Source organism: Neobacillus drentensis (assembly GCF_036966985.1).
GTDB lineage: Bacteria > Bacillota > Bacilli > Bacillales > Cytobacillaceae > Neobacillus > Neobacillus drentensis_E.
In genome coordinates this window covers 1-1154 of the sequence record NZ_JBALSN010000684.1, presented here as the reverse complement: position 1 = coordinate 1154, position 1154 = coordinate 1, and the positions used below count along the sequence as shown (strand labels likewise).

The 1154-nt window shown below is 34.3% G+C and carries 3 protein-coding genes; 1 reads left to right on the top strand and 2 read right to left on the bottom strand.

Annotated features, from left to right (window positions below):
- Positions 1 to 289 (top strand): NAD(+)--rifampin ADP-ribosyltransferase (gene arr / locus V7659_RS30455; protein WP_335543751.1); only part of this gene is annotated, 289 nt, incomplete at its 5' end.
- A 22-nt stretch (positions 290 to 311) separates the two neighbouring features.
- On the opposite strand, the gene V7659_RS30450 is transcribed toward arr, so the two are convergent.
- A complete protein-coding gene (locus V7659_RS30450) occupies positions 312 to 452 on the bottom strand; it encodes a hypothetical protein (protein ID WP_335543750.1) in 141 nt (46 codons plus the stop codon).
- A gap of 441 nt (positions 453 to 893) precedes the next feature.
- Complete coding sequence (locus V7659_RS30445; RefSeq protein ID WP_335543749.1) at positions 894 to 1079, bottom strand: hypothetical protein; 186 nt, start codon at positions 1077 to 1079, stop codon at positions 894 to 896.
- Positions 1080 to 1154: the final 75 nt, after the last annotated feature.

Sequence of the window (1154 nt, the reverse complement as noted above, 5' to 3'; positions counted from 1 at the left end):
ATACTTTACTGCAACATTAAATGCTGCCAAATGGGGTGCAGAATTAGCAAAATCTAATTCAAAAGAAAGAATCTACGTTGTAGAACCATTAGGAGATTTTGAAAATGATCCTAACTTAACTGATAAAAGATTTCCTGGAAACCCAACACGCTCATATAGATCTAAATCGCCTCTAAAAATAATAGCTGAATTAGCTTCATGGGAAAGACACTCCGATGAAGAGATAAATCATATGATTACATCTTTAAAGAAATTAAGTGAAGAAGGAAAAAATGTGATATACGATTAATTTTCAAATAAACACTTCCCCCTCAATCATTGAGGGGCTTTTTTTCTTTTCCGTTATCAAAATCATTCCAATATGTAAAAATTTTAGTACATAATTTTTCAATCCTATATGCCACAAGCCATAATTTTAATTGCACCATTTGCCACTTCATCTGGTTCATCATCTATATACTCCATCTTCTGCATCATCTAAGTTCAACTCTTTATGTATCTCTTTTAAAAGCCCGCCATATACAATTAATCTAGAGCTTTGTCTAAATCAATAACCTTCTGAACATTTTCATCCGTACCTTCATTTCCTCTGATCACATCAGAATCTTTAATCGCATATTTTGAGACTTGTGTATTGCAAAATAGAAGTACAGACCTTTACTACAAATTAGTGCAGAGTTCTGCATGAGAATCTCATGTAAATAAAAAAAGGACTTGTTAGTCACCCCAGTCAACCTCTACTGGTAAAGTGCGAACTCTCCCCGTCGATATTATCAAACCACACATAGGTACAGGGGGAATTTTTCTCCTTGTTTTTTTAGTCCTTGTCCTTCTTAAGCTAATCTACCCCGTTAGCTCTCAATAGGAAAAAACGTTGCCGCAGCAACGCCCTATTACGAAGAGCTTGTGTTATTTATCCTTCTCGCTTTATAAGAAGCAACAGCTACGCCAATTAAACCTCCAACTACAGGAATTAAATCATCCAACTCAAACCACTCAAAATTTCCATTTAATAACCCCATAATAATAAAGGTCACTATTGCACATACACAAAACCAGAATAAATTTTTTAGATTCACAGAGAACTCCTTTAAATGGAATATACTTTATGGTATTCCACACACATTTAGGATATTTTCCTTCTTCCACTAACC

Bases quoted from the DNA above. Each gene is read 5' to 3' on its own strand.
- V7659_RS30450 (WP_335543750.1), bottom strand. From the start codon at position 452: ATGATGAACCAGATGAAGTGGCAAATGGTGCAATTAAAATTATGGCTT.